Here is a 26,188-nt window from a genome sequence, read left to right as displayed (position 1 = left end):
TCATTAGGAAGAATTATAAGTTGCACCTTTAGACCTTTAAGCCGGATTGAAAAATCCAGGCTGGAACATTCAGAAGAAACGGAGTTGTTGAATGTCTGAAGCTTTACAAAATCAAAGGACTTTTGCACTTGTAGGCCACGGCGGTTGCGGCAAAACCTCCACCGCCGAGATGATTCTTTTCAGTACCGGGGTCATAGACAGACTCGGAAAAATAGAGGACGGAACTACCGCCCTTGACACCGAGCCGGAAGAGATAAAACGCCGCGGCTCCATTCAATCCGGTTTCGCAGGATACAAGTGGAAAAAAAACGACCATTATCTCATCGACACTCCGGGTGATGCGAACTTCTGCGGAGACCTGCCCTACTCTCTAGCGGCGTCCGACGGCGTTGTCTTCACCATTGACGCCGTGGACGGAGTAAAACCGCTTTCCCGCAAAGCCTGGGCCGCTGTTGAAAAGGCCGGACTTCCCACCGTTATCTTCATCAATAAAATGGATCGTGACCGTGCAGATTTCGATGCAGCATTCAACAGCATCGGCAACTCCCTCGGAATCAGCCCTGTACTGCTCCAGTATCCGATAGGAAGCAAGGAAAATTTCACCGGCGTGGTTGATATGCTTTCCGGACAGGCCTACAAGTTCGAAGAGAACGGAGAGGCCTCCAAATGCGATATCCCCGCCGACATAGCCGAGGAGATTGAAGTCCTCCGCGAAACCATGATTGAGAACATCGCTGAAAGTGATGAAGATCTTATGGAAAAATACCTTGAAGAAGGTGAACTTACCGAAGAAGAAATAGCTAAAGGCCTGAGTGCCGGAGTAAAAACACGCTCCCTCTTCCCGGTCTGCATCGGCTCCGCATTAGAGAACAAAGGCGGCAGCCTCCTTCTGGATGCAATCCAGACATATCTACCCTCCCCGCTCGAACATGCCCAATGGACAGGTGAAGACGGCTCAACTCTTGATTCTTCCCCGGAGGCCCCGGTGGCCTGCTTTGTATTCAAAACACTGGCGGACCCTTTTGCAGGGCAACTGACCATCTGCCGCGTGCTTTCAGGAACGGTTTCCGGAGACCTCACCCTTTTCAACTCCAATACCGATGCCCATGAACGCCTCGGCAACATACAGCTAAGGACCGGCAAGGACCAGAAAGCTGTAAAAGGATCGGTCGGTCCCGGCGCTATCATCACTCTCGCCAAGCTCAAGGAGACCTTCACGGGTGATACCTTAAGTGATGAAAAGCATCCCTTCACCCTTGAAAAGCCGACTCTGGCCCCGCAGTTGATCACCTTCGCCCTTTCTCCTGCGGAAAAAGGGGATGAGGATAAGGTCTTCCAGGCCATCCAGAGACTGCTGGCCGAAGACGTCAACCTGAGTCTGTCCCGCGATGAGGAAACAGGAGATATCCTGCTTTCCGGCATGGGTCAGAACCATATTGAAATCTCCGTTGAAAAAGCCAGAAGGCGTTACAAGGCTGAAATTGTGCTCAACGCACCCAAGGTTCCTTACAGGGAAACCATCAAGGGGTCTGCGGAAGTGCAGGGCCGGTTCAAGAAACAGTCCGGCGGGCGCGGACAGTTCGGCGACTGCTGGATCAAGCTTGAGCCCATGCCCAAGGGCGGGGGCTACGAATTCGTCAACAGCATTGTCGGCGGTGTAATTCCCAAGCAGTACATTCCGGCGGTAGACAAGGGAGTACAGGAAGCTGCTGCCAGAGGTTTTCTGGCCGGTTCACCGATCATAGACTTCAGGGTAACCCTGTATGACGGCTCCTACCATACTGTAGACTCCTCAGAAATGGCCTTCAAAGTCGCCGGTTCCATGGCTTTCAAAAAAGCCTGTGAACAGGCCGGGGTATCTCTTCTTGAACCGCTGATGAACGTCATCGTCGAAGTTCCGGATGAATTCATGGGCGACATAATCGGCGACCTTTCCAGCCGCCGGGGCAAGGTGCTCGGTTCCGACTCCACAGCCGGAGTCACGGAAGTCAAGGCCCATGTGCCCATGTCCGAAATCCTGAAATACGCACCGGACCTGCGCTCCATGACCGGCGGACAGGGAACATTCACAATGGAAATGTCCCATTATGAAGAATGCCCGCCGCAGATAGCGGAAAAGGTCATTGAAGAGTACAACATCGGCAAAGAAGAATAACCGCTTCTGCACATCAGGCAAAACATCCGGGCCGGAGCTTCAGTTCCGGCCCTTTTTTGGTTATTTTACCATGCCCCCTTGTTTACCGACAAAAATTAAACTACTTATTTGGTTGCTTTTGAGTGAAAAAAATTTCATGAACGGGCTTTGCTTTCGCAAAACGCAAAACATCAACTCCCCCGGAACCCTGCCGGGATGGAGGAATTTTGCGCGTATTTTAAACCCTCAACCACATGTAACAGCCGTGAGTTTTTTAAGAACCTTATTTTTTTATCTGGTGTTTTTCCCGGCAACTATTTTTTTCTCCGTTGTTGCCATAATAGGACGCAACCAGACTTCAAGCCACTGGTGTGAACGCAACTGGGGCAAACTCGTTGTATGGCTCTGCGCGAGCAGAAATCATGTGGACCTGAGCGCCCTTGATGAAAACCAGACTTACGTTTTCATGGTCAACCACCAGAGTTTTTACGATATCCCGGTACTGTTCAAATTTCTGGAGCCATGGCAGTTCAAATTCGTGGCCAAGAAATCTCTCTTTGACTTCCCGGTATTCGGCCACGCCATGACAGCAGGCAACCATATTTCCATCGACCGCGAAAACCGCAGACAGGGAATGCGGGACATTCAGAATGCAATAGATGTGGCCAACAACGGAAACTCTCCGCTGATCTTCCCGGAAGGAACCCGAAATCCCGATCCGGCCCAGCTCCTTCCTTTCAAAACAGGCGGACTTGTGCTGGCCCTCAAATGCCAGAAGCCGATCGCCCCGATCGTCATGTGCGGAGCAGACAAGGTCTGCCCAAAGGGAAGCCTGTGGATGAACCCCTTCATGGACATCAAAATCAAGGCCCTCCCCCGATAGATATTTCCGAATACAAGGTGCGGGATCGCAACAAACTCAAAGAGCAGCTTGAAGACGTCATGGGAAAAGCCTATGCGGAGCTGAAACATGAGTGATGCCCAACTGACGGTCTGTCCTCTGGGAGGACTTGGTGAAATCGGCCTCAACTGCATGGTTCTGAGCACCGAAGAGTCGGTCGCCATCGTGGACTGCGGGCTGATTTTCCCGGATGACTCCCTGTTCGGCGTAGACATAGCAATACCGCGTTTCGACCATATTCTGGCCATAAAGAACCGGATAAAAGGGATCGTGCTTACGCATGGGCACGAAGACCATATCGGCGCCCTGCCCTGGCTGCTTCCTTATATAGATGTACCGGTCTACGGTTCCAAATTCACTCTCGGCCTGGTGGAAAACAAGCTGCGTGAGCATAATCTGGACGCGTATGTCGACCTGCGCGAAGTAAAACCGTATGACCGGGTGAAACTCGGCGATATGACTTTCAATTTTTTCCCTGTCTGCCATTCCATAATAGACGGATACGCGCTTGGAATCGAAACCCCGGTCGGCAGAGTGGTTCATACGGGAGATTTCAAGATCGACCGCAACCCTCTCGGCGGACACGCCACCGACCTTGAGGCAATCCGCAATTTTTCCGAACAGGGAGTAACGCTTCTTTTTTCCGACTCCACAAACATAGAGCAGGACGGATACGCGCTTACAGAACGCGAAATCAAAAGCTCCATGCGCGATATTTTCGAAGAAGCCGAAGGCAGAATTCTGGTAACGCTCTTCTCCAGCCACATCCAACGCATGCAGGAAATATTCGATCTTGCCGATGAAACAGGCAGGGTTGTCGGCATCAGCGGGAAATCCCTGTCCAGAAACATAGAACTGGCCCGCGAAATGGGTAAATTGCGAGTACCTTCCCGCAACATCATCGATCTGGAAAATCTTTCCGACTATCGCGACGACGAAATAGTGCTGCTGGTGACCGGCTCTCAGGGAGAATCCCTGGCCTCGCTTTCCCGGCTATCCACAGGCGACCACCGCCAGCTTTCCATAAAGGAAGGGGACCTTGTCCTCATGTCCTCGCGCTTTATACCCGGAAACACCAAGGCCATCACCAAGGTCATCAACAGGCTCTACAAGCTGGGGGCCGAAGTCCTTTATGAAAAGGTACAGGGCATTCATGCTTCCGGCCATGCGCATCGCGAGGAACTGCGCATAATGCTGGAGACAGTCCGACCCAAATATTTCATCCCGGTTCACGGCGAATACCGCCATCTCATCAAACATTCACGCCTTGCAATTGAAACAGGCGTGGCCCCGGAACGGTCACTGGTAATTGAGGACGGCGAACCGGTAACCTTCCTGCTCCACGGCATCCGCCTTGAAGAAAACGTACCGGTTCAGTGTACTCTCGTAGACGGGAAAGGCGTCGGAGATGTCGGCCAGACAGTCCTCAAGGAACGCCAGTTGCTGGCCGGAGAAGGACTGGTCATAGTCGCCATCGTAGTCGATGTGGAAACAGGAGAAATTCTGCGCGGCCCGGAAGTTACGTCCAAAGGATTCGTATTCGAGCAGCAGTATTCGCATCTGCTGGAAGATGCCAAATGCATTGTCCTTGACGTATACGAGAATATTCCTCCGGGCCAGACCGGCAAACTGAAAGAAAGAATCCGCTCCGCCCTGCGCCGGTTCTTCCGCAAAATCCTTGGTCGCGACCCGGTTGTGATTCCCCTTGTCATTTCGATCACCGGAGACGAAGACAAGGACATAGACGCCAAATGCGAGAAATGCATTCTGTAGAACAGTCCGCAATGTTCCGGCATTTAACGCCCCGCAACATCCGAGGTTGGGCTTTATCCGCAGATTGTGATACGGTTCCTCTTATGCCCAAACAAACAACGGAGTAACCTGATGAAGGTATTCAGAATCAAGCATGGCGAAAAAGTATTTTACGCATCTCTTGACGGTGACCACTTCCGGAGCCTGATAGCGGGACGGACCGAAGACAACCCCATTCCACTGACAGAATGCCTTATCCTGCCTATAGTCGTCCCTTCCAAAATAGTGTGTGTCGGACTTAACTATAGGGAACACGCCGAAGAACTGAACATGGACATGGAAGAAGATCCCATGATTTTCCTCAAGCCGTCTTCAGCGGTCATAGGCAACAACGATGCCATAGTTCTACCTTCCGTCTCGGAGCAGGTGGATTACGAAGGAGAGCTTGCGGTTGTCATCGGGCAGACAATAAAAAATGTTGCCCCGGACAAGGTTGCTCCGCTGATATTCGGGTACACCTGCGCAAACGATGTCACCGCGAGGGACTTCCAGCGCAAGGACAAACTTTTCACCCGCGCCAAGGGATTTGATTCCTTCGCCCCGGTCGGCCCCTGCATTAAAACAGACCTGAATACAGCCTCTCTTGGAATCCGAACCATAGTAAACGGAGTCGTCCGCCAGGAGGGAAACACTTCCGACATGATCCGCACACCGGCGGAACTGATCAGCTTCATCTCGCACATAATGACCCTCAACCCCGGCGATGTGGTCATGACCGGCACTCCCAAGGGAATCGGCACTCTCAATGAAGGAGATACGGTCGAGGTGGAAATTGAGGGAATCGGAAAACTAAGCAACAAGGTCATTGCGGAGTCGCCGGTCCAGTAACAGGTGTGTATACGACCTGTTTGAGACATTATGTAAAATATTTTTTCAAAAACCGCACCGGGACTTGATTTTGAGTTCATTTCCCTGTAATGGTGCGTAGCCAAATTCGCACATCCCGCCTTTTACAAGGGTGCCCGCAACGGTTGCGGGTTCAATGGTCGGCGGGATGGAGGAAAAACCCAGGAGGAAATCATGGCATACGTAACTATGAAACAAATGCTGGAGACCGGTGTTCACTTCGGTCACCAGACCCGCCGCTGGAACCCCAAAATGCGCCCCTACATTTTCGGCGCACGCAACGGCATTCACATCATGGACCTGCAGCAGACCGTAAAACTGTTCCGCAAGGCTCATGACTTCATCGCCGATACCGTTGCAAAAGGCGGAAAAATCCTTTTCATCGGCACCAAGCGTCAGGCTCAGGAAGCGATTGCTGCAGAAGCATCCCGTGCAGATATGTTCCACGTAACCCACCGCTGGATGGGTGGAACTCTCACCAACTTCCAGACCATCAAAAAGAGCATTGATCGCCTCAAAAAGCTTGAAGAAATGTTCGAAGACGGCTCCATCAACCGTTTCCCCAAAAAGGAAATCGTAATGATGGGTCGCGAGGTAAAGAAACTGAACCTCGCACTCGGCGGCATCAAGGACATGAACGGTTCTCCCGCAGCAGCATTCGTCATCGACCCCAAGCGTGAACAGATCGCTATTCAGGAATGCCGCAAGCTCGGTATCCCCGTAGTTGCAGTAGTAGACTCCAACTGCGATCCCGATATGGTTGACTACATCATTCCCGGTAACGACGACGCTATCCGCGCCATCAAACTCTTCGCAGCCCACATGGCTGATGCCTGCCTCGAAGGCGCCGCTCGCTGCAAAGAAGACAAGGCAATGGAAGCAGAATCCACCAAAGCAGCCGAGAAAGCTGTAGAAACTGAAGAAAAAGCAGAAGAAACTCCTCAGGAGGCAGAATAGTCATGGCTATTACCGCACAGATGGTTAAGGCCCTGCGCGAAAAAACAGGCGTAGGAATGATGGATTGCAAAAAAGCTCTCGCCGAATGCGACGGAGACGAAGAAAAAGCAATCAAATACCTGCGTGAAAAAGGTCTTGCCAAGGCAGCCAAAAAGGCCGGACGCGCAACCAGCGAAGGTCTTGTCGGCACCTACATGCACAACAACGGCAAACTCGCAACCATGGTTGAACTCAAGTGCGAAACCGACTTCGTTGCCAAAGCCGAGCAGTTCATTCAGCTCGCCAAGGACCTCGCAATGCAGGTTGCAGCAACCAACCCCATTTGCGTAAGCCCCGAAGAGCTGCCCCAGGATCTGCTGGAAAAGGAAAAAGAAATATACAAGCAGCAGGCCATCGCTGAAGGCAAACCTGAGAAGATTGCCGAAAAGATCGTCGAAGGCCGCGTCAACAAATACTACAAGGAAGTATGCCTTCTTGAGCAGCCCTTCATCAAGGACGACAAGAAGACCATCAAAGACCTCGTCAATGAAACCATCGCGGTTCTCGGCGAGAACATGCAGGTCGGCCGCTTCGCCCGCATCAACCTCGCGGAAGCAGCAGCCGAAACACCGGCTGAAGACTAGAACTTCAAACGGGCCGCAAGGCCCGTTTTTTTTGTCCGATTTTTAACAAGCGGACCAATATCCAGACAGGGACGACATTTGCAAAGACGAAACTCGCTCCCAACTGAACCGGATTATTCATACAAGCCTGTCTCCGCAAACCGGTATCCGGCAAAGGAAACAGGATGTATGCAGATTACGCGTATTTCAAAGCTCAAATTCAATACGGACTTTCCGTTTTGGATTTGAGCTTTTTAAAGGGCAAATATTTATGGGCAGCAGGATATCCCGGTCAGTATCGGCCGAAGTTTCCATGCCCGGAACAGGAAAATGAAGCGGCCCGCATTAAACAAAACCGGGCACCGACAATACGCAGGAACAAACCGGACTAAATAATCCGGGAAATAACACTCCAGCATTCACAAACGGACAAGTTCCGCTTAAAAAACGGGGGAAACTATGGACAAATTGCACTATTCACGGGTAATGATCAAACTCAGCGGAGAGGCACTGGCCGGAGATCAGCAGTTCGGTATTGAGCCTTCGGCCATCAGCCAGTTTGCAGGCGAAATTGCCGAAGTGGCCAAGAAAGGTCTGCAGGTTGCTCTGGTCATCGGCGGCGGTAATATTTTTCGGGGTATGTCCGCTTCTGCAAAAGGCATGGACCGTGCTTCTGCCGACTATATGGGAATGCTCGCAACCATCATGAACGCCCTTGCTGTACAGGACGCGCTTGAAAAAATGGGCTGCGATACCCGGGTGATGTCCGCAATTCCCATGCAGGCTGTTGCCGAACCGTATATTCGCCGCAGAGCCGTGCGCCACCTTGAGAAAGGCCGGGTTGTTATCTGCGCTGCCGGGACAGGCAACCCCTACTTCACAACCGATACCGCTGCAGCACTGCGGGCCATGGAACTCAAGACCGAGGCGATCATTAAAGCCACAAAGGTCGACGGAGTATACGATAAGGACCCCATGAAGCATGACGATGCAGTAAAATTTGAATCTATCACCTACATCGAGACTCTGGAAAAGAGACTTGGCGTAATGGACTCCACCGCCACTTCTCTGGCCATGGACAACAATATGCCCATCATAGTCTTCAACCTTTTCGAAAAAGGTAATATCGAACGGGTTGTCAAAGGTGAAAAGATCGGAACAATTGTTCACGGAGGATAATTTTTTATGATTAATGAAGTTCTTGCCGACGGTAAAAAAAGAATGGACGGTGCACTCAGCGCCCTGGAAAACGACTTCGGAAAACTGCGCACCGGACGCGCTTCCACATCTCTGGTGGATCAGGTTCTGGTCGATTATTACGGCACCCCGACTCCCATCAACCAGCTGTCGTCCGTAGCCGTCCCCGATTCCCGTTCTATTACCATTCAGCCATGGGATAAGGGTGCTTTTCCGCTTATCGAAAAAGCCCTTATGCAGTCCGACCTGGGACTCAATCCCGTTAATGACGGCAAGCTCCTGCGCATAAGCATTCCTCCCCTTACCGAGGAACGCCGCAAAGAACTCGTCAAGATAGCCAGAAAATATACCGAAGAATCCAAGATCGCTATCCGCAATGTGCGCCGCGACATGAACGACACCCTGAAAAAGCTGGAAAAAGACAAAGATATCTCAGAAGATGAACAGCGCAAGGCTCAGGACAACGTACAGAAAATCACGGATGATTACGTTAAGAAATGCGATGGCGCATGCGCCGAGAAAGAAAAGGAAATAATGGAAATCTAATAGAATGCTGCCCCGACATTTAGCCGTTATAATGGACGGTAATGGACGGTGGGCCAAAGCACGCGGTCTGGATAGAAGTGAAGGTCACAGAGCCGGAACCGAGGCCGCAAAGAATATCGTTACCCGATGCAGGGAGCTTGGAATCAGGCATCTGACCCTCTATACGTTTTCCAAGGAAAACTGGGCCAGACCCAAAGATGAAATAAGCACCCTCTTCGATCTGCTGACGATTTTTCTGAAAAAAGAACTGACCAACCTGCGCGAGCAGGATATCAGCCTGAAAATATTGGGCGAACTTTCCGAGTTCCCCTTCGGTGTCAGGCAGGTTGTGGCCCACACCATAAAAAAAACCGAAAACTGCAAGTCCATGACTCTCAACCTGGCACTCAACTATTCCGGCCGGGATGAACTGGTCCGGGCCTGCAGAAAAATGATCGCAGAAGGAATCAGCGAAGAACAGATTACAGAGGAAACGCTGTCGGATTATCTGTACACCGCCGGGCAGCCGGACCCGGACCTGATAATACGCACCAGCGGAGAACAGCGGCTCTCCAACTACCTGTTGTATCAGGCCGCCTACTCTGAACTGTACTTCACCGATGTCTTCTGGCCGGACTTCACTTCCGAAGAACTAGACAAGGCCCTGGATGACTTTAAAAGTCGCCAACGCCGCTTCGGAAAAACCGGAGACCAGATCTGAACAGCCCCGTGGAGTTGACTCCACGGGGTTTTTCAATACCTGCCGACACCCTCCCCGTATTCAGAGAAATTTTTAACCGCAAATGTTTCTCCGTGACTCTTCAAAAATTATCAACAAGATTCGCCCGTAGGACCAACCAGACGTTATTTCTGCTGGATTGTTTTATTCTGTCCCTATTTTTTACGGACATATCGGAAATTACTCAGCGCCACGCGAAACGTAAATGACGCACTCTACAGATGACAGCACTATTTTTTTTTGCTGTATGGCCCAAAAAAAATGGCAAACCTCTTTATAATAACTACAAAATGTGCAAAGTATTTTCTTTAGAAAGCTTATAAAAACTTTTTCTAATAACAAGTTGATCCAGTCCGCTTCATTTCAACCGCACGATCATGGGGAGGTTTTATGTCATCAAAATTGTGGGGCTGCATAGCCATATCCATCATCCTTTTTCTGCTGCCTGCCGGCTGTATACCAAAACAGCAGAAAAAAACACCTGAAGCCCCGGTAACCACCGCCGTCAGGACCGAAACAGTAGTTATTACCCCGATAGTCACAGGACGCAGTGTCATGAAAAGCAATGTCCGTGAAGTCTCATCATCCAAATCAGACATTGTTGATGTCCTGGCCAAAGATACCCAGGTCGAAATTACGGGTAAAAACGGTAACTGGTATAAAATACAACGAACCGACGGAACAGGTACTCCGGGATTCGTGTATCATAAACTGGTCACGCTTGATTTCGGAAACTATATGGGAACAAGAGGAAGCAACAAGATAAAAGCCACTGTTCACGATGCTCCGTCCAAAAGCCGCCCCACTCCTTTGACTCTGCCCCCGCACACTCAGTTTGACATTATCGGCTACGAACAGGGTTACTACGAAGTGAAAGGTGAAAATTTTACCGGCTGGCTGGATTCGGAAGTATGCGTTGCCGATCCGCTCGCGCCCATAGCCAAAACCGAAACACGCACCGTTACCTGCAAAGCCGGAACGGCTACGGTTAAACATTCAAGCAGCGGAAAACAGATTGCCTCTGCTCCGGAAAAACCCAAGAGTACGAAATCAGCTTTCAGGTCCAGCACCAAGACCAAAAAAACCACCAAAACCAAAACGTCCTCGGATAACAGTGTGGGCGCGGCCCTTTTCGGAGCATTTGCATCCGCTCTGCTGGGCGGACCTCAGCAGAATGCACAGCCGCAATCACAAAACGATGCCCTCAAGGACATTCTCAAAAGTATCAGCGCCAGTAAGGAGCTTGCTCAAAAAACAGTCGAGATACGCGAACAGATGCTGAGCGCTTTGAACGAAACAAGAGCCCTGCAATCACTTGTGGGCGCAACAGTTGCGGCAATGAACAACAACTACAAGGCTGCTGCTGATACCGCCCGCGGAGTCCGCAACACCGGCATGCAGAAAATATCCATAAAGGCATTTATTCAGGACCTGTCATATGAACCGACCACATCCATTGAGGGTGCGGCGGTAAAAATAGCTGAAAACGGCAGGATGCTGAGCGCACTGGAAACAAAAATCAAGTCGGAAGCCGACAGTTTTTCCCAGTTGAATGCAGAACAGATTCAAAACCTCAACTCCATAATAGATGCATTTTCAGCAAACCTGCACGCTTCAAACGCCCTCTATGACCTGAGCATCGACAAATCCGGCAACGTAATTGTCGGCATCGACAGGGCTATGACCGCATATGACGAGAAAGCAGGACCCATGGCTGCAGAAGTAACCAAACAGGCCGGGATCATAGCCCTGGCCACGGCTGAACTTGTGGCCCAGATCAGTAACGCCCAGAACAACCCGATAGGCGCCCTTACGGCAATTCCACGGCTCATCGAGATTCAGGAGGAATTGACCAACCTCACAACACTGTTCAGCGACTTCCAGCAGGATTATGAATACATTGAAAACAACTCGGCCCTGATAACCGGACAAGGCCGGGAAATCAGCAAGATAATCATGACCGCAAGGAGAAAAAACACCCAGGTGACAACCATGCTGGAGGCATACTACCAGCAAAGACTGAGCCTGAGCAAAAGACTCAAGGATAAACTGGCCGGACAGGCCGTGGCCGGATTCAAGCAGGTTGAGAAGAAGGCCTCCTCTGTCGCTTTGGCGGAAGACATGTTAGACTGATAAAAAACAAGGAGTTTACCGGTGAAAAAAATCTATCTCATCATCCTTTGCATAACACTGATGCTGGCATTTGCGGGCTGTGGATTCAAGAATGCCGAGTCGGCAAAAGCATCAATGCATGATGTCAACCAGTCCGCGGAAGGACTCAAGGAAGAAACTGAATCATCCAGAGAAAAAACCGAGGAACTCAAGGAACAGGAAACCAATGACTCCGTGCAGGGTCATCAGTGGTAAGGTCATGACCTGCAGATTCTGCTGCATACTGGTTCTGTTTGCCGCGCTTTTTACTGCCGTATGTGCCGAAGCGGGAGAACTCTATATCATCCCCTCGGCCATCGGCAAGGTGCGCAACAAGGAGAACGACAGACACAAAGCAGAGCTTGAGGTAATTCTGAAGAACAAGGACTTCCGCAAATCTCTGCGCAAGGGAGTGCTGGGATTCCTCAGAAGAGCTGCGGCCAAGAATGAAGGGGTAAATATCAAACGGGCGGAATACAATACCGAATTCGACCCGAATTCCATATTGGTCCCCCTGCTTTTTGTGGATAATGTAGTTTCCTTTGTTGATGAATTCGGTTCTTCCGAGCAGAAGCTCTACAAAGGCAGTGTATACATCGGCCTCAACTTCCTGCTTTTTCAGGCTGCGTCCGAATCACTTGTATATTCGGCTCCGATGCTTGTTTCAGTGCCATACCTGAACAAGACTCCTAACTTCAGTCTGGAGCCTCTGGCAGGTCAGATACGCGCAGCCATAGTCGGATTCTTTACCGACAAGAAAAGACTCAAAGTAAATGCGCAGGACGAACTCGGAAAATGCCTTGCCGATCTTGACCATCTGTTTTCCAGCAGTACCTGCGAGATTAAAAGCATCTCGCTATCCAAGGGAACGCAGAAAAGAATCGAAAACCAGGATAAATACAAGGCACTGGCCCAGATGCTGGCCTCACAGGCCCTGTCATCCGAACACATGGTCCTGCCGCCGAAATCAAGGTTTCCGGCTTTCCGCAGGGGACTGCACGCAGCAGTATCCATGTTCGGCATATCCTTCCAGCAGGGAGCGGAAAAATCAGGCTTTTCGGAACGGGACAACGTCTACCAGACAAGCATGCGCATGCCCAAACCCCAGACCGAATACTCTCTGACCATAAAAACCGGGACAAAAGACAATGACCTGGGTCCGTTCATTGAACGGAATTACACGACTGCCGCAATCCTGCAGGGAGACGGTGAGACGATAAAATGCATCAAAGGGGTTGTGGCAACAATTGCCAAGCGGCATAATAAAGTTTCGGATGTCTATTTTTACAACAGCCTGATCAACGCCTTGAGCGATCTGAACCAATGCAAACGCTGACCCTGGAAAGCAAGGAGAAGAAGATGAGCAAGACCAAGTTTACCCTGTCCGCCCTGCTAGGGATAATAATGCTGTCCGTTTTCGCCACAACAGGATTCTGCGGCAGCAAGGACGGGTACAAGATATACGCCCGTAAGGGCAAACCGACCATAGTATTTTCATTGGTTCCGCGCATCAAGGGAGAGAACCTTTCCCCGCAGGAATGTGAGAACCTGATCCGCAACCTCAACAACTCCCTGCAGCAGGAATTCAACGAAGCCGGGTTCGAAACACATCGGGACCGCATGATTACCGGTTTTCTGCTCGATTCCTGCAAGCGGTCTTACGCCACATCGCAACAGACCGTAACAGAAGATGAAATAATTGATATCGCCCGCGAAAATTACGTGGACTATGTGGTCATTGGCGCATCGGAAGTCGACATTCAGTTTGACGAAGATTACGAGCAGTACTCGGCGCTGGTTGATATCAACGGTGAGTTTCTCGGAGTGGAATCAGATCCCCCCACCTCATATGCCCTGAACCTCACCGGGGAATACATGCACCCCAACAAGGACAGGCTGATCAAACTGGCTATGATTGATATCGCAAGGAAAATAGCAAGATTAAGGACCATAGATACCGTGCTCAAACACTGGGAGCAAAACAACAAAAAGAAAAAATAACGGTCCGGCAGCCGCTCACGGCTGTCGGATATGCTTAAAAATCAATCGTCTTCAAGCTGCGTGGGATCAAGTTCCGCCTTTGCGTAATCCATATGCATTCCCGAATCTATGAACAAGCTGCAGATATCGGGATCAATGTGGCGGTCTTTGACCATGAAACCTAAAATTTTAACGGCCTGTGAGAGTTTCATGGGCTTCTTGTACGGCCGGTCCTTGGCAGTGAGCGCCTCGAAAATATCGGCAACAGCCATTATTCTGGCCTGCAGAGGCAGTCTGCTTTCGTCCAGACCGTTCGGATATCCCGATCCATCCAGCTTTTCATGATGGCCTGCTGCATATTCCGGAACACGGGTAAGTCGTTTGGGGAAAGGCAGTCGCGAAAGCATTTCATGAGTAATGCGGGCATGGCTTTCTATGACCTTGCGTTCTTCGTCTGTGAGAGTTCCCTTGCGGATACAGAGGTTTTTCACCTCATCCTCAGTAAGCCAGTTGAAAGTTTCGCCGTTGCTCTGGTAGGTCCGGGCAGCTATTTCCTTCACCCGCTCTATGCGGTCATCGGACATGAATTCCTTGGGGATATTGCAGCCAAGAATAAAATTGCGGGCTTCCTCCGTCTCGCTCAACACATCGGCATAACGGGAATCTATTTCCGAAATTTCATCTTCTCCCGCCCCGTTCTTCATGGCCTCGACGGTATCCTGAAGCTTTCTGGTCTTTATTGTTTCGGCAATAAGCCTGAACCGGGCATCCACAAGTTCGGCACGGTCGAAAATGGTTTCGAGCTTGGTGGACTTGTCCACCACATGCTCCGGAATGGAAATCTTGCCCACATCGTGCATCCATGCCGCAAGCTTCAATTCTTCCATCTCATCTTCGCTAAAGCACACATCGGCATATTTACCATCAGTCATGGAGTTGACCTTCTCGGCGATCATCATGGTAATGGTCACGACCCGTTCGATATGCCCGTTTGTATAAGGAGACTTTGCGTCAATTGCCGCTGCGATACTCTGGATTACAGAATAAAGCAGTTCCTTGAGCCCCTGGATAAGCTGGGTATTGGTCAGCGCAATTGCCGCCTGTGAGGCCAGGGAACCTATAATATCAACCACGTCCCCGGAAAATTCTATAACCTCGCCGTCTTCGGTCAAAGCGTTGAGGAGCTGAAGAACGCCTATTATGTCCTGCTCGTGGTTCTTCAGGGCAATGACAAGCATTGACTTGGAACGATAGCCAGTAGCGGCGTCATACTTGCGGGGACCGGTAAAGTCGAAACCTTCAGCTTCGTAAACATCTGCAATGTTGACGGTCTCCCCTGTCAGCGCACAATAGGAGGACACATTCGATTTGTTGGGCTTATTGCCGGGGCCGTAAAGGGGTACGGGAGGAAGGGTTATCTCGTTTCCGCTTGTTCCGCCCATCCGTACTTTCATGGTATCATTCTGGAGAATGGAAAATTCGAGTCTGCGGTTTTCCCGGTCTACAATGTAAAGAGTTCCCGCATCGGCACGGGTCAATACGCGCGCCTCATCAACAATCATTTCCAGCAGCCGTTCCAGGTTGGTTTCCCCTGAAAGGGCCAACCCTATCTCGGTAAGCCTGTCCACCAGATTCAGCTGCATCCCGAAAAGATCGCTGACACTGTTGCGCAAGGGACACGAACCGCTCTCCATAGCTCTGCGGCAACCGGCCTTACCGGACTTCTCGACCACCTCGTTGAGAACATCCTCAATGCCGGCAGAACCGATAGCAGTCATATCAACCTTTATTTTCGACAAGACAAAATCCTCCGAGAATAGCAACCACGACCACCCAACATAAATATATCTTCATAATCCAATACAACCAAAACCTGCATAGAGCAAATTTAAATATAAAGTTCAACCGGTCAGGGACACGGGAACAAAATTTCTTCAACAGACAAAGAGCCGCCCATTCAAGCTCCTTTTAGTTGTGACACCATTTTTCAGCAGGCCAAAAACAGCTTCAAACAACGCATGCCGGACCAATTATCCTTTCTTTAACACACAAAATTAACTCTGGATAACTTGCCCCTCATCAGTTAATGGATTATAAAAATGGAGTTTTTTGCGGATATAAATTCAATTTTGCCACACAGAACAGATATTTTCTATTTTTCGCGAGTTGTTTTTTCCGCCGATTACATTATATAAAACTAAATGATCGAGGTCCTTCAATCATATTTCCGGGACTTCAACCGAGGACTTCATGCCCTTAAGCAGCCTTCAACAACGGATAATTACATCTCTACTGCTCATCGCCACACTGGCCGCCGCCCTCATCATGAGGGGAAAGGTTCTCACCGGGGCGCTCACTGTTTTCTGCATAATCGCCATGCACGAGTTCTACGGCATGTTCTGGCAGGACAAAGCCAACAGAATAGCCAGATACATGGGCATGTGCGCCGGGGCGGGAATAGTCATGACCTCAGCGCTGGTATCCCCTGTCTGGATGCTGCTCACACTTATCGGGGCATTCTGGCTTTTCAACTTCAGATTTCTGATCTCGTTCAGCGCAAGGGGAGATCTGGCTTCCTATCGCGACAGCCTGATCCTCTTCGCCGGGGTTGTATACATACCGGTAACCCTGCAGTTCATTAACTCCATGACCAGTCTGGAGATTTTTTTCGTACTGCTGTCATCTTCCGCCTCCGATACTGTCGCCTTTTATACCGGGACATTTTTCGGCAAAAAGAAGATCTGGCCGCAGATAAGCCCGAAAAAATCGTGGGCCGGTTCCATCGGCGGATTCCTCGGCTGCATAATATGCTGCACAGTATACGGGCTGCTGCTTGGAGATGCATCGATCACCGAATGGCTGATTCTCGGTGCCGCTCTGAACATAGCAGCCCAGATGGGCGACTTTTTCGAATCGGCACTCAAACGCAAACTCCAGATCAAGGATTCCGGCAAGATTCTGCCCGGTCACGGCGGAGTGCTGGACCGCATCGACAGTCTGGTGCTGGCCCTGCCGGTCTATGTTCTGGCAAAACAGATTCATGCATATTTTTAACTGAGCAGAACAGCTCCAAACAAAAACGGAAACATAAGTTGCAGACATACATTTCACCCTGGCCGGTAACAGCGGAACTGCCGGAATTTCCCAGAACGGTTTCCATTCTGGGCAGTACAGGTTCCATAGGAACAAGCACCCTCAAAGTCATCAAACAACACCCGGACCTGTTCAGGATAAAAGCGCTGGCAGGAGCAAGGAACGCAAAACTCCTTTCCGAACAGGCTGCCGAACACCGTCCGGACTATCTGGCAGTTCTCACTGAAGAAACAGCCCGCGAACTGAAAAGCATGCTGCCTGCCGGATACGAACCGGAAATACTGACCGGCCCGGAAGCGTACATCACACTGGCATCTCTGGATGAAGTGACCATGGTGCTCTCTTCCATAGTTGGAGCTGCCGGATTCGAACCGACTCTGGCCGCTGCCGAAAAAGGCAAAATGATCGCGCTCGCCAACAAGGAATCCCTTGTGCTGGGCGGACACATCATCCGCGAAGCCTGCAAGCGCACCGGCGCGGTGATCCTTCCTGTCGACTCCGAACACAACGCCCTGTTTCAGGGACTGGCCGGACACAGTGCAGATGAAGTAAGCAGACTCATACTTACGGCATCCGGCGGACCTTTCCGCGGCAGAACAAAGGAATTTCTCAAGACCGTGACCCGCGATCAGGCACTGGCCCACCCTAACTGGGACATGGGCGCAAAAATCAGCATCGATTCCGCAACGCTCATGAACAAGGGGCTTGAATTCATCGAGGCATGCCATCTGTACGGACTTCCGCCGGAACAGGTGGATGTGGTAGTGCACCCGCAGTCCATAATTCACTCGCTGGTCGAATATGTGGATGGATCACAACTGGGGCACCTCGGCCTTCCGGACATGCAGATTCCCATAGCCTACTGCATGTGCTTCCCGAAACGTGTTCCTCTTGAACTGAAGAAGCTCAACCTTGCGGAAGTCGGAACCCTGACCTTTGAAAAACCGGACCTTGATGTCTTTCCCTGCCTCAAACATGCAGCAGATGCATTTTCAGCCGGGCAGAGCCATCCCATTGTGCTGAACGCGGCCAACGAAGTGGCTGTTGATCTGTTCTTAAAGGAAAAAATCGGCTTTACCGACATTCCCTCAATAATCGGGAAGGCCCTTGATGCGCATCCCGGCTGCAATGTGGAAGAAGCCGGATCGGTACTGGAATTGGACGCCAAAACAAGGCGTGACGTAACTGCATCGATTATTTAAGGAAATGCAATGACGTGGATACTAGATTTTATCCTGGTCCTCGGAGGCTTGATTTTTTTCCATGAACTTGGACATTTCCTCGCGGCAAGAATGCTGGGGATCGGGGTCAAGACCTTTTCTCTGGGATTCGGGCCGCGTCTTGCCGGAATAACATGGGGAAGTACCAACTACAGACTCTCGCTTATCCCTCTGGGGGGCTACGTAAGCCTGGCCGGAGAGGAGAGAGACACTACAGAAGACAGCGGATTTGAGGAAAAAGAGCTTTTCATGGGACGTCCGCCGTGGCACCGCATGATTGTAGTGGCAGCAGGCCCCTTGTTCAACTTTCTGCTGGCATGGCTCATCTTCTGGATAATCATCCTGACCCACGGACAGATGGGACTTGCTCCCGAAGTGGGTAAACTCCAGCCTGAAAGCCCGGCTCTCGCTGCCGGACTGCAGGAAGGGGACACGGTTCTTTCAATAGACGGCAAGAACATAATTTTCTGGTCAGACCTTGCCCAGACCATACAGAGCAGCACCACCGACAGCCTTGATTTCGTCATCAATCGTGACGGCAGGGAACTGAATATAGTCATCAGACCGCAGGTTCAGGAACTGAAAAACATCTTCGGCGAAACAATTCGCCGTCCGGTTGTCGGGATCATCGCCTCCGGAGAATCCAAGACCCTGAAACTGGACGGAATTTCCGGAGCAGTTGCTGCGGCGGAACAGACCTGGAGCGTGACAAGACTCATCTGCACCAGCATCGTGAAAATGGTCGAGCGAGTGGTGCCCATGGACTCCATAGGCGGTCCCATAATGATCGCCCAGGCCATCAAACAGCAATCGGAACGCGGACTGCTGCAACTGTTGCAGTTTACCGCTTTCATCAGCATCAACCTGGGGCTTTTGAACCTTTTGCCCATCCCGGTCCTTGACGGAGGACACCTGCTCTTCTTCGGCATAGAGACTGTGATGCGCCGTCCGCTGAATGAAAAACTGCAGGCCGTTGCCACCAAAGCAGGTCTGATATTCCTGCTTTGCCTGATGACATTCGCCATAATCAATGACCTGACCCGTGAAGTATTAAAATAGATGAATTTCTTTTGTGACGAAAAACCGGACCTGCTGCTGGCCATCAACGGCACCGAGGAAACCCTGCAGATCATACTCGCCCGGCGTGAAGACGAAAGCGAGCCCTACTCCCTGCTTGAGACAAAAACTCTTATCGTACCGGGGCGCTCCGTCAATTTCATGATTCCGTCAATCCGGGATTCCCTGAACCTTTTCGGATTCGTTCCGGAAGACATTAAACGGATAGCCCTGATTTCCGGTCCGGGCAGCTTCACCGGACTGAGGCTGACCTTCTCGGCCGCAGCCGGGCTCATTGCCGGGAGCAACGGAATAATAGCAGGCATGGAGTATCTGCCGATACTGGCAAGAGGAGCAGCTCTGGCCAGCGGTCTACCGGTGTGGACAATTACGCACTCACGCAGAATGCAGGTATACCTGCAGGGCTTTGAATCAATGTCCTCATCTGAAGAATGCACACCCTCGCCCATTACCCCGCCCCTGCCCGTAACAGTGCAGGAGGCAGCAGAAATCATTACTTCATACAAGCAGAAGCTGGCGGCTGTGACCGGAACCGGAATCATTAAGAACAGCAATTTCTTCGATGGATTTCTTGAGGATAACCCACAACTCAAAGCTCTCCCGAAACAATTCAATACACCGGACCCGGAAGACATCATTCTGGCAGCCAATCACGCCGATTACAGCCGGATCATGCCTGTACCCATGTACCTGCGCGGATCGGATGCCGAGGAAAACCTCGAAGCGATAACCGGCAAAAGAGGAATCTCACTGGATGAGGCAAAACGCATACTTGCCCACGTTACGCCTCATTGATTGTTTTTTATAAAAATTAATTCTTTAAAAAGGGATCTCCATAAACGGAGGTCCCTTTTTTCATTAACAAACACTTTTTTCTTTCTCTACCATAAAGATATCTAAACAACAGACGATCAGAAAAGCAAAGAAGGACCAGATAGCTTTGTGAACCTTGGGTCTACAAGGCAAGTTTTTTGGCAAGGAAGCCAAGCATCACTTTCAAGGAGGAAAGCATGTCTTTAGTAATTAACCACAACTTGATGGCAATGAATGCGACCCGCAATCTGCAGGATTCGTACAGCAACCTTGGAGTATCAACCCGTCGCCTGTCTTCAGGTCTTCGTGTCGGTACCGCAGCTGACGACGCCGCCGGTCTCGCAATTCGCGAACTCATGAGAGCGGACATTAAGTCCCTTAACCAGGGCATCCGCAACGCCAACGATGCGATTTCCATGATCCAGACCGCTGACGGCGCTCTGGGCGTCATCGATGAAAAGCTCATCCGTATGAAGGAACTCGCAACCCAGGCCGCAACGGGTACCTACAACTCCGACCAGCGTCTGATCATCGATTCCGAGTATCAGGCCATGGCTTCGGAAATCACCCGTATTGCCAACGCAACTGACTTTAACGGAATCCACCTGCTCAATGGTAACATTTCAGGTCAGAGTTCTGCGCACGACGGCTCCGGTTTGACCTCTACTGGTCCGGTCAAGGTTCACTTTGGTGCCGGTAACGACTCCGCAGAAGACTACTACTATGTTTCCATTGACACTTCTACCGCTTCAGCACTGGGTGTCGGTCTTGCCGCAGGCAACTCCATCTCCACCCAGGAACTGGCACAGCAGTCTCTGGACAAGCTGAACAATGCGATCATTTCCAAGGACAAGATCCGTGCAAACCTCGGTGCCCTGCAGAACAGGCTGGAAAACACCATTACCAACCTGTCCATCCAGGCCGAAAACGTACAGGCATCCGAATCCCGCATCTCCGACGTGGATGTTGCGACCGAAATGACCGAATTCACCAGAAACCAGATTCTGACCCAGTCTGCGGTAGCAATGCTGTCTCAGGCCAACAGCATGCCCAGAATGGCAATGCAGCTTATCGGCTAACCGCCGCTACGCTGAAAAGGTCGGATGATTCAAAGAAGAGCCGGGTCCGAAATATTCGGCCCGGCTTTTCCGCTACTGGCACTATCTTTGCAAAAATTGAGGTGAACTTAACTTTCAGGGAAAATTGTTCCCGGAGAAAATTATGTCTGATTACACCTCAGGAAATATCAGTTTTGCCGGACTCGGCTCGGGAACAGACTTCGGCACCATGATCGATGGTCTGATCAAGCTCGAGCGTGTGCATATCAACAGGCTTGAAAGCTGGAAGTCCTCTTGGGAAACCAAAGTAGAAAATTTTCAGGAACTTGAGACAAAATTACTTTCCCTGCAGACCACCCTTAAGTCCATAGACACCCTTGACGAATTCATGACCAAGGCGGTGTCCAGTTCCAATTCCGACAGTCTCACTGCAACCGCAGACAGCCAGGCAATCGTCACCTCACACACAGTTGAAATCAACCAGTTGGCACAGAATGACCAGTTGGTAGGCTATTTCGGAACATCAACAAACACAGAAGTAATTTTCAGTAATACAGGTACCTTTACTTTTTCTTACGGTGGAGAGTCTGTGACTCTCAGCAATATTCCTGCCGGTACCACCCTGCAGGGATTCATCACCATGATCAACAACCATGCTGATACCAGAGATAAAATCAGAGCTTCCACCATTAATGATGGAGACCTTTACCATCTGCAGATTTACGGCCTTGATCTAGGGGCCGACCATAGAATTGTCATATCGAATACATCGGGAATGATTTTCCCGGACGGGAACCTTATCCACTCGCAGCACGCTGTCAATTCACAAATTAAAGTTGATGGTTATCCATACATTGCTGACTATTGGATTGAAAGAGATACCAACAGCATAGATGACGTAATTGACGGCCTGACCTTAAATCTGAAAAACACAACACCGGCCGGATCACCGATCACGGTCGGAATAACGGTCGACAATGAAGGGATTAAGGAAAACATCCAGAATTTCGTTGATATCAACAACGAAATACGATCGATGATCAAGGATATGACCGCCATCACGACCAATTCAGACAACGCGGAAGGCTCCATCCTCACAGGTAACTACGGGGTTGAACTGCTTGTCGGCCAGAGACTTAAGGATATCATATCCAGTCGCGGGCTCGGTTTCGGATGGTACACCGAAAACCCGGACGGAACCACTTCCGGCGATATATTTTCCTCACTCGCCCAGCTTGGAATATTGACCAATGCCGATTCTGACGGCCCGAACATGGGTCTTCTGGAACTCGATACCGACGAGTTGAACAAGGCTCTCGATGAGGATCCTACCGCCGTTGCCATGCTTTTCGCCGCGAACTATGCGGGCAGCAGTTCGTCCCCTAATGTTCAATATCTGTCATGTATTACCGGGACAACGCAGCCGGGTGAATATAATATTCAGTACGAGGTATCCGGCGGATCCCTCGTATCAGCCACAATCAACGGACAGACTGCCAGCGTCAACCCGAGCACATGGGAAATAACCGCTGCTGCCGGAACAGCTGCTGCAGGTATGGCTATCCGGGTTGAAAATCATGCGGACGGCACATACGGCAATTCCAACAGCAGCGCCTCCGATGCCATCAACGTATACCTCAAGCTCGGTAAAACCGGCGAGATGGTAAAGGCACTGGGTGATATGTTGAGCGAGCAGGGCCCACTCAATATCCTTGAGGACAACTACAATGACATCATGGATAATATCGATAAAAAGATAGAGAGGGAGGAAAGGCGCGTTTCGAACAAGGAAAAGATGCTCAAGGAAAGATATTCCCGTCTGGACACCCTGCTCGGGCAATACCAGAGACAGCAGACTTCTCTTGTTTCCAGCATCAACGAGCTCACAAAGAGTTAAGGTTAAAATAAATCACTTTTAACCCTAAGGTTCCGTAAAACCCTGCCGATCAGTAACTCAGGAGGATAAAATATATGCAAAGAGCAGCACAAGCCTATCTCTCAACTCAGATCCACACCACTTCCAAGGGTGAACTCCTCATCATGCTTTACGATGCGGCCATCAAGTTCATGAAACAGGCCAAGGTAAAAATAGATGAAAAGGACTACGCAGCCAAAGGCATTCTCATTTCCAAGGCGATAGAGGTCATTTCCGAACTGACTTCCAGCCTGAACAAGGAAAAAGGCGGAGAACTCGCTGAAAACCTGAGCCATCTGTATCTCTTCTGCAACACGCAGTTGCTGCAGGCCAACCTTAAGATGGACACAAAAAAGATAGATGATGTAATAAAGATCATCGATGGCATAGCTTCCGCTTATCGGGAAATTATACCTACCGCGGAAGCACAGGCGGCTGTTCCGATTGAAAGCCAGTCCACTCCCAGCAGCGGTTCGGTCAACATTAACCGCAGTTTCGCAGATACACGAAACTACTCAATGCCCACCCCGCAGCCCGGCATGCCTGCACCAAACGCCATGAGGCTGAAAAAGGCTGCCAATGCATACGGAAGCGTATAGGCCCGAGATCCTCCTGATAAATTGGAAGACAAAACCCCTGTTCATGCAGGGGTTTTTCAATTTGTAGCACTTTTCCCTGTGAACAGGCTCTTCTAAAAGACCTGCTGCATAACCGAAAAGACTCGTCCTGCATGGGGGAGCTTCTGAAAAATACGAAACAAACCGGTAATGTTCGACATTCTTTACTTACCCTTTTTTATCTGTCATTTATCTGAATCATGATTGATTCCAAAATCAGAGTACTCCATGTCGCGCCGTCGCTGGGTTCTGGCGGAACGGAAAAAGTGATGCAGTCCTTTGCCTGCAATATGGACAGGGAACAATTCGCTACAGCGGTGTACTCACCTGTGAACGGCCCAAGGGGCAGACTCCTGCGCCAGTCCGGCATTGATACATATATAGGAACGGACCTGCTCAGAGTGCTGGAAAAATTCAAGCCACAGATTGTGCACCTGCACCGGGCAGGCTGGACAGAACCCGGCAGCCTGCGTCCGTTCAAACTGGCCGGAACGCCGGTGCTGGTAGAAACAAATGTATTCGGACACCACGATCCCAGCCCCGAAGGGGCCCTCATAGACTGCCACCTCTTCGTTTCCGAATTCTGCGCCTCCAGATTCGAAAAAATCAATTCCATAAAGGTCAGCTTTCCCAAATACGGAGTTCTCTACAATCCTGTGGATACTGATTTCTTCCTCGCCCACTGCCCGCCCGGAAGAAAAATCCCCACCAATGTTTTCGGGCGCATTTCCCGAGCGGACAAGGGCAAATGGTCCCGGCTTGCATACGATTTTCTTCCCGCGCTGCAACACCTTGTTGAACAACGCAAACTGCCGCCCTTCACCTACAAAATTATCGGCGGAATACCGGATGCTGAAAAATTTGTTGCGGAAAACGGTCTTACCGAATTCGTCCGCTTTCTCCCGCCGGTACTGGATGATGCTGAAATCGCCGATTTCATGAACTCAATAAGCTTTCTGGCCCATGCCAATGATACCGGGGAATCCTTCGGTCTGGTCATTGCGGAGGCAATGGCGGCAGGGCTCCCGGTCATAACCCACCCAAGCGCGGGACTAAGGGACAACGCCCAGCTTGAACTGGTGGATGACGGCAAAACAGGCATAATCGCACGGAACACTCGGGAATATGGTCAGGCAGTGCATTTTCTGCTCACGCACCCGGAAGAAGCGCACTCCATGGGCGAACAGGCCCGCGCAAAGGCAGCACGCCTGTTCCGGGCGCAGGATATCGCCCGCAGGCTGGGAGAAATCTACCATGAACTGCTGAGCCGCAAAGAGGCCGACGGCAGAGCCGGACAGTCCCGGAGTGCGATATGACCCACCCTTTTGAAATATACTCGGAACAAGTGCTGGCGTTCAAACTCGGAGGGCAGGACGAGGTCGAATCGTTTACACGTCAGAAAAAGGCGGAAAGCACGGCGGCACGTCACCTGAATTATGCGGAAAAACGCGGGGCAAAAGCTGTTGTCCTGTTCGGCCTTGGCGCCGGAGACATGGCACAGATTCTGGCAGAGAGTAAACCGGATGATCTGGAATTGATAATCTGCGACACCTTTCCCGACCACGTGCGGAAAATGAGGCAGAACCTTCCTGATTTGTTTTCCGCACGGAGTAATGTCCGGCTGCTGACGGACTTATCAATCTGGGCCATGCTTTTGCTGCTGCTCCAAAACGGATACACAGCTGAAAACTCCCATCTGGTTCTGAACCCGGAACTTCAAGGCCATGCACGCGAAACAATGCGCTCCCTGCAACGAATTTTCTCCGGGCTGCGTACAGTCCCGCTCCCGGAAAAACCGACAGCCCCTTCCATTTCCGCAGCCGCCATCCTCAGCCCGGATGAACCGGACCTTGATTCATTCATTAAATCCTTTCCGGAATGGCTGGACGAAATCATCCTGGTCTGGGATTTACCCGAAGGCGCACACCCTCCGGAACTAAGACACCCGCATGTACCGGTAACCGGTTACTGCCATTGTCTGGCGGATAATTTCGGTGCGCAGCGCAATCGCATGCTTGAACACTGCACAGGAGACTGGATCATATATCTTGATGCGGACGAGCGGCTGGACAGCCGGGAATGGGAAAACCTGCGCAAGGCAACCGCAATTGAAGGCTGCGAAGGATGGTTTCTTCCCCGTCTGACCCTTTATCCGGACAAAAACAACTGCCGGGCCGGATACGGATTATGGCCGGACCTGCAATTGCGTTTTTTCCGTAACACGGGCAAATTGAAATTCATAAATCGGATTCATGAGCGCATAGAAGGAATAAACGGACCTTCCGGTATACTGCCGGGAACACCGCTCCGCCATCTGACACATCTGCTGAAAAGCAGGAAAAAAATCGAGGCCAAACTGAACTCATTCAACAGGGCCGCAGAAGGAGAGTTCAGCCATCGTCTCGGGACGGAGCTTCCGCATGTGGATTGCTCTGTTCTGTATCCTGACGGATTGGAATTCTTTCCCGCCGTAATTCTTCCGGAATTTAATTTGTAATAACCGACACCGTGAATTGGCATTGCCTAACAGTGTAAAATTTATTAGGTCTGA

23 protein-coding genes are annotated in these 26,188 nt (G+C 50.7%); 22 read left to right on the top strand and 1 reads right to left on the bottom strand.

Annotation, left to right across the window (positions count from 1 at the left end):
- The first annotated feature begins 91 nt into the window (after positions 1-91).
- The 13 genes from fusA to ACKU4E_RS01660 all read left to right on the top strand — a co-directional run bounded on the left by fusA (position 92) and on the right by ACKU4E_RS01660 (position 13,865).
- Positions 92-2,155 (top strand): elongation factor G, encoded by a 2,064-nt coding sequence (fusA, locus tag ACKU4E_RS01720; RefSeq protein WP_320169365.1) that lies wholly within the window; start codon positions 92-94, stop codon positions 2,153-2,155.
- Positions 2,156-2,399: 244 nt separating this feature from the next.
- Positions 2,400-3,017, top strand: a complete 618-nt coding sequence (locus tag ACKU4E_RS01715; RefSeq protein ID WP_320169364.1) for a lysophospholipid acyltransferase family protein — start codon at positions 2,400-2,402, stop codon at positions 3,015-3,017.
- A gap of 87 nt (positions 3,018-3,104) precedes the next feature.
- Complete coding sequence (locus ACKU4E_RS01710) at positions 3,105-4,808, top strand: ribonuclease J (protein WP_320169363.1); 1,704 nt, start codon at positions 3,105-3,107, stop codon at positions 4,806-4,808.
- Between the two features lie 111 nt (positions 4,809-4,919).
- Positions 4,920-5,675 (top strand): fumarylacetoacetate hydrolase family protein, encoded by a 756-nt coding sequence (locus tag ACKU4E_RS01705; RefSeq protein ID WP_320169362.1) that lies wholly within the window; start codon positions 4,920-4,922, stop codon positions 5,673-5,675.
- 192 nt (positions 5,676-5,867) lie between these two features.
- The gene (gene rpsB / locus ACKU4E_RS01700; protein ID WP_320169361.1) at positions 5,868-6,650 is read left to right on the top strand and encodes a 30S ribosomal protein S2; all 783 of its coding nucleotides are present in this window, start codon (positions 5,868-5,870) and stop codon (positions 6,648-6,650) included.
- A 2-nt stretch (positions 6,651-6,652) separates the two neighbouring features.
- Positions 6,653-7,273 carry a translation elongation factor Ts gene (gene tsf, locus ACKU4E_RS01695; protein ID WP_320169360.1) on the top strand — a complete coding sequence of 207 codons (621 nt, stop codon included), beginning with the start codon at positions 6,653-6,655 and terminating at the stop codon, positions 7,271-7,273.
- Between the two features lie 438 nt (positions 7,274-7,711).
- Positions 7,712-8,431: a UMP kinase gene (gene pyrH, locus ACKU4E_RS01690; RefSeq protein ID WP_320169359.1), complete on the top strand. Its 720-nt coding sequence runs from the start codon at positions 7,712-7,714 to the stop codon at positions 8,429-8,431.
- A 6-nt stretch (positions 8,432-8,437) separates the two neighbouring features.
- On the top strand, positions 8,438-8,995 hold the full coding sequence (frr, locus tag ACKU4E_RS01685; protein WP_320169358.1) for a ribosome recycling factor: 558 nt from the start codon (positions 8,438-8,440) through the stop codon (positions 8,993-8,995).
- A gap of 4 nt (positions 8,996-8,999) precedes the next feature.
- Complete coding sequence (locus tag ACKU4E_RS01680; RefSeq protein WP_320169357.1) at positions 9,000-9,695, top strand: isoprenyl transferase; 696 nt, start codon at positions 9,000-9,002, stop codon at positions 9,693-9,695.
- Positions 9,696-10,103: 408 nt separating this feature from the next.
- Positions 10,104-11,846 (top strand): SH3 domain-containing protein, encoded by a 1,743-nt coding sequence (locus tag ACKU4E_RS01675; RefSeq protein WP_320169356.1) that lies wholly within the window; start codon positions 10,104-10,106, stop codon positions 11,844-11,846.
- A 21-nt stretch (positions 11,847-11,867) separates the two neighbouring features.
- Positions 11,868-12,080 carry a hypothetical protein gene (locus ACKU4E_RS01670; protein ID WP_320169355.1) on the top strand — a complete coding sequence of 71 codons (213 nt, stop codon included), beginning with the start codon at positions 11,868-11,870 and terminating at the stop codon, positions 12,078-12,080.
- Positions 12,081-12,084: 4 nt separating this feature from the next.
- Positions 12,085-13,200, top strand: coding sequence for a hypothetical protein (locus ACKU4E_RS01665; protein ID WP_320169354.1), 1,116 nt, complete (start codon positions 12,085-12,087; stop codon positions 13,198-13,200).
- Positions 13,201-13,223: 23 nt separating this feature from the next.
- Positions 13,224-13,865: a hypothetical protein gene (locus ACKU4E_RS01660; protein WP_320169353.1), complete on the top strand. Its 642-nt coding sequence runs from the start codon at positions 13,224-13,226 to the stop codon at positions 13,863-13,865.
- A 41-nt stretch (positions 13,866-13,906) separates the two neighbouring features.
- Here ACKU4E_RS01660 and ACKU4E_RS01655 read toward each other — a convergent pair whose 3' ends face one another.
- Positions 13,907-15,643, bottom strand: a complete 1,737-nt coding sequence (locus tag ACKU4E_RS01655; protein ID WP_320169352.1) for an HD domain-containing phosphohydrolase — start codon at positions 15,641-15,643, stop codon at positions 13,907-13,909.
- Positions 15,644-16,094: 451 nt separating this feature from the next.
- On the opposite strand from ACKU4E_RS01655, the gene ACKU4E_RS01650 reads away from it, so the two are divergent.
- The 9 genes from ACKU4E_RS01650 to ACKU4E_RS01610 all read left to right on the top strand — a co-directional run bounded on the left by ACKU4E_RS01650 (position 16,095) and on the right by ACKU4E_RS01610 (position 26,134).
- On the top strand, positions 16,095-16,898 hold the full coding sequence (locus ACKU4E_RS01650) for a phosphatidate cytidylyltransferase (protein WP_320169351.1): 804 nt from the start codon (positions 16,095-16,097) through the stop codon (positions 16,896-16,898).
- Positions 16,899-16,936: 38 nt separating this feature from the next.
- On the top strand, positions 16,937-18,139 hold the full coding sequence (locus ACKU4E_RS01645) for a 1-deoxy-D-xylulose-5-phosphate reductoisomerase (protein WP_320169350.1): 1,203 nt from the start codon (positions 16,937-16,939) through the stop codon (positions 18,137-18,139).
- A 9-nt stretch (positions 18,140-18,148) separates the two neighbouring features.
- Entirely contained in the window at positions 18,149-19,216 is a 1,068-nt protein-coding gene (rseP, locus tag ACKU4E_RS01640; RefSeq protein ID WP_320169349.1) for an RIP metalloprotease RseP, read from the top strand.
- On the top strand, positions 19,217-20,029 hold the full coding sequence (gene tsaB / locus ACKU4E_RS01635; protein ID WP_320169348.1) for a tRNA (adenosine(37)-N6)-threonylcarbamoyltransferase complex dimerization subunit type 1 TsaB: 813 nt from the start codon (positions 19,217-19,219) through the stop codon (positions 20,027-20,029). It abuts the gene before it with no gap.
- 215 nt (positions 20,030-20,244) lie between these two features.
- Positions 20,245-21,126, top strand: a complete 882-nt coding sequence (locus tag ACKU4E_RS01630; RefSeq protein WP_320169347.1) for a flagellin — start codon at positions 20,245-20,247, stop codon at positions 21,124-21,126.
- A 142-nt stretch (positions 21,127-21,268) separates the two neighbouring features.
- A complete protein-coding gene (fliD, locus tag ACKU4E_RS01625) occupies positions 21,269-23,002 on the top strand; it encodes a flagellar filament capping protein FliD (protein ID WP_320169346.1) in 1,734 nt (577 codons plus the stop codon).
- Between the two features lie 74 nt (positions 23,003-23,076).
- Positions 23,077-23,619 (top strand): flagellar export chaperone FliS, encoded by a 543-nt coding sequence (gene fliS, locus ACKU4E_RS01620; RefSeq protein ID WP_320169345.1) that lies wholly within the window; start codon positions 23,077-23,079, stop codon positions 23,617-23,619.
- A gap of 218 nt (positions 23,620-23,837) precedes the next feature.
- Complete coding sequence (locus ACKU4E_RS01615; protein WP_320169344.1) at positions 23,838-24,953, top strand: glycosyltransferase family 4 protein; 1,116 nt, start codon at positions 23,838-23,840, stop codon at positions 24,951-24,953.
- The gene (locus ACKU4E_RS01610) at positions 24,950-26,134 is read left to right on the top strand and encodes a glycosyltransferase (protein WP_320169343.1); all 1,185 of its coding nucleotides are present in this window, start codon (positions 24,950-24,952) and stop codon (positions 26,132-26,134) included. Before ACKU4E_RS01615 ends, ACKU4E_RS01610 begins: the two co-directional genes overlap by 4 nt.
- Positions 26,135-26,188: the final 54 nt, after the last annotated feature.

This window comes from Maridesulfovibrio sp. (genome assembly GCF_963677005.1).
Taxonomy (GTDB): domain Bacteria; phylum Desulfobacterota; class Desulfovibrionia; order Desulfovibrionales; family Desulfovibrionaceae; genus Maridesulfovibrio.
Note: the sequence above shows the minus strand (reverse complement) of the source record. Positions and strands in the feature narration are given on the sequence as shown.